The 5,510-nt window shown below is 75.6% G+C and carries 5 protein-coding genes; 4 read left to right on the top strand and 1 reads right to left on the bottom strand.

Translation table 11 applies throughout. The features are described 5' to 3' along the window. Window positions 1-1,158 (bottom strand): hypothetical protein (locus ACSNOD_RS27765; RefSeq protein ID WP_436769821.1); only part of this gene is annotated, 1,158 nt, incomplete at its 3' end. Between the two features lie 213 nt (window positions 1,159-1,371). On the opposite strand from ACSNOD_RS27765, the gene ACSNOD_RS27760 reads away from it, so the two are divergent. The 4 genes from ACSNOD_RS27760 to ACSNOD_RS27745 all read left to right on the top strand — a co-directional run bounded on the left by ACSNOD_RS27760 (window position 1,372) and on the right by ACSNOD_RS27745 (window position 5,434). Then, window positions 1,372-2,412, top strand: a complete 1,041-nt coding sequence (locus ACSNOD_RS27760) for an ABC transporter substrate-binding protein (RefSeq protein ID WP_436769820.1) — start codon at window positions 1,372-1,374, stop codon at window positions 2,410-2,412. A 171-nt stretch (window positions 2,413-2,583) separates the two neighbouring features. Continuing rightward, the gene (locus tag ACSNOD_RS27755) at window positions 2,584-3,462 is read left to right on the top strand and encodes a Nif3-like dinuclear metal center hexameric protein (protein ID WP_436769819.1); all 879 of its coding nucleotides are present in this window, start codon (window positions 2,584-2,586) and stop codon (window positions 3,460-3,462) included. Continuing rightward, the gene (locus tag ACSNOD_RS27750) at window positions 3,459-4,202 is read left to right on the top strand and encodes a zinc ribbon domain-containing protein (protein WP_436769822.1); all 744 of its coding nucleotides are present in this window, start codon (window positions 3,459-3,461) and stop codon (window positions 4,200-4,202) included. Before ACSNOD_RS27755 ends, ACSNOD_RS27750 begins: the two co-directional genes overlap by 4 nt. Next, entirely contained in the window at window positions 4,202-5,434 is a 1,233-nt protein-coding gene (locus tag ACSNOD_RS27745; protein WP_436769818.1) for a bifunctional RNase H/acid phosphatase, read from the top strand. The genes ACSNOD_RS27750 and ACSNOD_RS27745 overlap by 1 nt, the downstream gene beginning before the upstream one ends. The last annotated feature ends 76 nt before the right edge of the window (window positions 5,435-5,510 follow it).

Genomic DNA, 5,510 nt, shown 5'->3' with positions numbered 1-5,510 from the left:
CCCCACCGCTGTGTCGCCCCCCGCAACACCCGTGACCCCCGCCGACCCGACAGCCGGCGCCGTGCCGCACGAGGACGCCGTACCGAGTGGGGGCGTCGTACCGGTCGGGGACGCCGCACCCGCGCCCGCCGCCGGCGTCGGCACCGGCTCCGGCAGCGTCATCCGCGCCAGCCCGCACCGCACCCGCCCGGTCGTGTACGGCAGCCGCAGCTCGCCGTCTTTCGTCCACAGCCCGGCGCCCGGCAGCCAGCCCTCCGGCGCGGCGAGCTGCCGCAACTGCCGCTCCTGGGGCCGCCACACGCCGACCCAGCTGCCCGCCGCCGCGTCGATCCGCAGCGCCACCCCGCAGCTCTCCGGCATCAGCACCTGCCCCGGCTGCACGGCGAACGGCGTCACCGCGGCGTCGGCCAGCCGCAGGCACTCCGGGAAGCGCACCGGTCGCATGCTGCCGAGCACCCCCCAGCCCAGCCGGTCGTGGCCGGGCGCGTCGGACCGCACCAGCAGCAGCCCGCTGTCCGGATCGGCCAGCAGCAGCCGGTCGTTGCTCTCCTCGGCGATCTGGAGCAGCGGGCTCACCTCCCCGCCCCGCCCGAGGTCGACCGCGACCGCCTTCACCCGCCCGGCCAGCTCCTGGTCCACCGCGAGCAGCCGGCCCGTACGGTCCAGCCACGCGCCCCCCGAGCAGCGGCCGGGCACCTCGGCCACCTGCCGCGGGCCGTCCCCGCCCTCGCCGCCGTGCACCTGCCATACGGCGGTCGAGTCGTCGTCCGGGGCGAGCGCGTAGGCCGCCGAGCCGTCGGGCGTCGGGGGCAGCAGGGCGAGCCGCTCCCGCTCGACCGCGCCCAGGGGCAGCTCCCCGGTGCCGGGCCCGGTGGGGTACAGCAGCGCGAAGTCGTGCCGGGCGGCGACCCGGCGCCGGATCAGCACCCGCCCGTCGTTGAGGGGCAGCACCTCGCTGTCCGGCTCCTCCGGCTGGTCGGCGGGGAGCGGCACCGCGTACGGCTCCGGGCCGCCCAGGGTCCAGCGCTCGGGGAACCAGCTGCCCGTCGTGGGGTCCAGCGCGAGCCGGGCGGCGTAGGAGCCGTCCGCGGCGATGGTGAAGGGCGCCGGTCGGGTTGTGCCGCCATCGGCGGCCGTCTCGATGGCACAGGCCGTCATCAGCTCGTCACCTCCGGCGACCGAAAGTAGTTTTCGCACGCCGACCCGAACACCGCCAGTAGCGGGGCTTCACACATAAGGGTGGCGGTCGCCCGGTTCTCCGCCGGTTTCGGTGGCGGTTGTGCTGCGAGCGACGGAGGTGCTTAAAGTAAGGCTCCCCTAACCAGGGCCCCCGTCCCCTCGTAGCAGGGCCCGAATCCCCAGGAGCACGTGATGTACCCCAGACGCCGTGGCGCAGCCGCCGTCGCCCTCGCCGTGGCCGCCGCCCTCTCGCTGGCGGCCTGCGGCGCGGAGAAGAGCGCGACCGAATCCGCCGCCCCCGCCAAGGCCGCCGACAGCAAGGCCGTGGCCCAGGGCGGCAAGGACTTCGGCAAGGCGGCCGCCGACACGGCGAAGATGGGCACCGACGCCCGGCCCGGCCAGTGGCCGCGGACCGTCACCCACGCCATGGGCACCACGACGATCGAGAAGCGGCCCGAGCGGGTCGTCGTCCTGGACGTGGGCGAGCTCGACAACGTGGTCTCCCTCGGCATCCGGCCGGTCGGCTACAGCCCGACCGAGGGCGACGACGGCGTGCCCGGCTACCTCGCCGAGGGCGCGGGCGAGCCGCAGAGCGTGGGCACGATCAACAGCCTCAACCTGGAGGCGATCCACAAGCTGAAGCCGGACCTGATCCTCGGCTCCAAGCTCCGCGCCGCCGCGCAGTACGACAAACTCTCCAAGATCGCGCCGACGGTCTTCTCCATCCGGCCCGGCTTCCCCTGGAAGGAGAACTTCCTCCTCAACGCCGCCGCCCTGGACAAGACCGCCGAGGCCAAGGCGAAGCTCGACGCGTACCGCGCCAAGGCCACCGCGCTCGGCACCGACCTCGGCGACCGGAAGCCGACCGTCACCATGCTGCGCTACATGCCGGACCGCACCCGGCTCTACGCGAAGGCGTCCTTCATCGGCACCGTCCTCGCCGACGTCGGCCTGCCCCGGCCCAAGAACCAGGACGTGAACGAGCTCGCCGCGGAGGTCGGCCCCGAGCGGATCGACCAGGCCGACGCGGACTGGATCTTCACCGGTGTCTACGGCGACCCCAAGTCGACCAAGCGGCACACCGCCGAGGAGAACCCGCTCTGGAAGAACCTGGCCGCGGTGCGCAACGGGCAGGCCAAGGACGTGCCGGACGAGACCTGGTACCTCGGGCTCGGCGTCACCGCCGCGGACAAGGTCCTGGACGACCTGCGCGGCTTCCTGGTCAAGAAGTAGCGGCCGCGGGCCCTGGGCCCCGGGCTCCGCGCCTGTCGGCCCCCGGGGCCCCGCGCCCGTCGGGCCCCGCGCCTGTCGGGCACCGGGCCCCCGCCCCGGGGCCGCCCGCCGCCCGCCGTCCGGGACGCCGCGATAGCGATGCGCGCGCGGGGGACAGGTAGCCTTTCCCCCGTGCCCGCACTTTCCGATGTCCTCGCCGCGCTCGACGCCCTCTGGCCCCCCGAGCGGGCCGAGGGATGGGACGCCGTCGGCACCGTCTGCGGAGACCCGGACGCCGAGGTCGGCCGCGTCCTCTTCGCCGTGGACCCGGTCCAGGAGGTCGCCGACGAGGCCGTACGGCTCGGCGCCGACCTGCTCGTCACCCACCACCCGCTGTACCTCCGCGGCACCACCACCGTCGCCGCGTCCACCTTCAAGGGCCGGGTCGTGCACACCCTGATCAAGCACGACATCGCCCTCCACGTCGCCCACACCAACGCCGATCGCGCCGACCCCGGGGTCTCCGACGCCCTCGCCGGCGCGCTCGACCTGCGGGTCACCGGCCCCCTGGTGCCCGACCCCGACGACCCGGCCGGCCGCCGGGGCCTGGGCCGGATCTGCGAGCTCGACCCGCCGCTGACCCTCGCCGCCTTCGCCGAGCGCGCCGCCGCCCGGCTGCCCGCCACCGCGCAGGGCATCAGGGTGGCCGGCGACCCCGAGCGCCCGATCCGTACCGTCGCCGTCTGCGGCGGCTCCGGCGACAGCCTCTTCGACCAGGTGCGCGCCGCCGGAGTCGACGCGTATCTCACCGCGGACCTGCGCCACCACCCCGCGTCCGAGGCCCAGCAGCACGCCGCGTCGTCCGCCGGGAACGGGCTCGCGCTGGTGGACGCCGCGCACTGGGCCACCGAGTGGCCCTGGGTCGAGCAGGCCGCCGCCCAGCTCGACGAGATCTCCGACCGCAAGGGATGGGCGCTGCGCACGCACATCTCGCGCACGGTCACCGACCCCTGGACCGCCCACGCGGCGTCCACCACCCACCCCACCGACACCCCAGGAGCCCCCCGCTGAACGCCGCGCCCGCAGACCAGATCCGACTGCTCGACGTCCAGGCCCTGGACGTCCGCCTCTCGCAGCTCGCGCACAAGCGCCGCAGCCTGCCCGAGCACGCCGAGATCGACACCCTGAACGCCGACCTCGCCCAGCTGCGGGATCTGCTGGTCGCCGCGACGACCGAGGAGAGCGACACCGCCCGCGAGCAGACCAAGGCGGAGCAGGACGTGGACCAGGTGCGCCAGCGCGCCGCCCGCGACCAGCAGCGGCTCGACTCCGGGGCCGTCAGCTCCCCGAAGGACCTGGAGAACCTCCAGCGCGAGATCGTCTCCCTCGCCAAGCGCCAGGGCGACCTCGAGGACGTCGTCCTGGAGATCATGGAGCGGCGCGAGTCCGCGCAGGAGCGGGTCAGGGAGCTGACCGGCCGGGTCGAGTCCCTCCAGGCCAAGGTCGCCGACGCGGTGGCGCGGCGGGACGCGGCCGTCGGCGAGATCGACGCCGAGGCCGCCACCCTCACCAAGGAGCGCGAGGTCGTCTCCTCCTCCGTGCCCGCCGATCTGCTCGCCCTCTACGAGAAGGTCCGCGGGCGGCAGGGCGGCGTCGGCGCGGCCCGGCTCTACCAGCGGCGCTGCGAGGGCTGCCGGCTGGAGCTCGACATCACCGAGCTGAACGACGTCCGGGCCGCCGCGCCCGACGCCGTCGTCCGGTGCGAGAACTGCGGCCGCATCCTGGTCCGCACCCCCGAATCGGGGCTGTGATGGCACCGCGCGACGCGCGGCGCCGGTTCATCGTGGAAGCGGACGGCGGGTCCCGGGGCAACCCGGGGCCCGCGGGCTATGGGGCCGTCGTCCGCGACGGCGTCACCGGCGAACCGCTCGCCGAGGCCGCGGAGTACATCGGCACGGCCACCAACAACGTCGCGGAGTACCGCGGGCTGATCGCCGGCCTGCGGACCGCGTACGAGCTCGACCCCGAGGCGGAGATCCGCGTCCGCATGGACTCCAAGCTCGTCGTCGAGCAGATGTCCGGCCGCTGGAAGATCAAGCACCCCGGGATGCGGCCGCTCGCCGCCGAGGCCCGTACGGCGTTCCCGCCGGAGCGGGTGGTCTACGAGTGGATTCCGCGCGAGAAGAACAAGCACGCGGACCGGCTCGCCAACGAGGCGATGGACGCCGGCAAGGCCGGCCGGCGCTGGGAGCCCTCCCGCTCCACCGCCGCCCTCGACGTCGCCCCGGCCGGCGCAGTCGCGCTCGGCGCGGCGGAGCCGGCGCCGCGCTCCCCGGTGGCCCCGGCCGTCGCCGAGGCGGACGCGGAGGTGCTCGCCGCGCCCAAGGCGGCGCCCGTCGGCTGGGCCGCCCCCGCCGACCTCGGCACCGCGACCACGTTCGTGTTGCTGCGGCACGGCGAGACGGCGCTCACCCCCCAGAAGCGGTTCTCCGGCAGCGGGGGCTCCGACCCCGAGCTCTCGCCGGCCGGGCTGCGCCAGGCCGAGCAGGTCGCGGCGGCCCTCGCCGCCCGCGGCACCGTCCAGGCCGTCGTCAGCTCGCCGCTGCGCCGCTGCCGCGAGACCGCGGAGGCCGTGGCGGACCGGCTGGGCCTGGAGGTCCGGGTCGAGGAGGGGCTGCGGGAGACCGACTTCGGCGCCTGGGAGGGCCTGACCTTCGCCGAGGCGCGCGAGCGCCACCCGGCGGAGCTGGACGCGTGGCTCGCCTCCCCGAAGGCCGCCCCGCCCGGGGGCGAGAGCTTCGCGGCGGTCACCCGCCGGGTGTCCGTGGCCCGCGACAAGCTCCTGGCCCGCTACGCGGGGCGGACGGTGCTGCTGGTCACGCATGTGACACCGGTCAAGACGCTGGTGCGGCTCGCGCTCGGGGCGCCGCCGGAGGCGCTGTTCCGGATGGAGCTGTCGGCGGCGTCCCTGTCGGCGGTGGCGTACTACGCGGACGGCAACGCGTCGGTGCGGCTGCTGAACGACACGGCGCACCTGCGGTGAGCCGCCGCTCCCGCGTGGGCGGGACGGCGTAACGAGCCGTCAGGGGGTTCGGCCCGGCGCACGTCCTGTGCGCCGG

It is taken from the genome of Streptomyces sp. URMC 123, from assembly GCF_051386515.1.
Classification (GTDB): domain Bacteria; phylum Actinomycetota; class Actinomycetes; order Streptomycetales; family Streptomycetaceae; genus Streptomyces.
The sequence above is the reverse complement of the archived record's forward strand: the minus strand, read 5'-3'. Positions and strand labels throughout refer to the sequence as shown.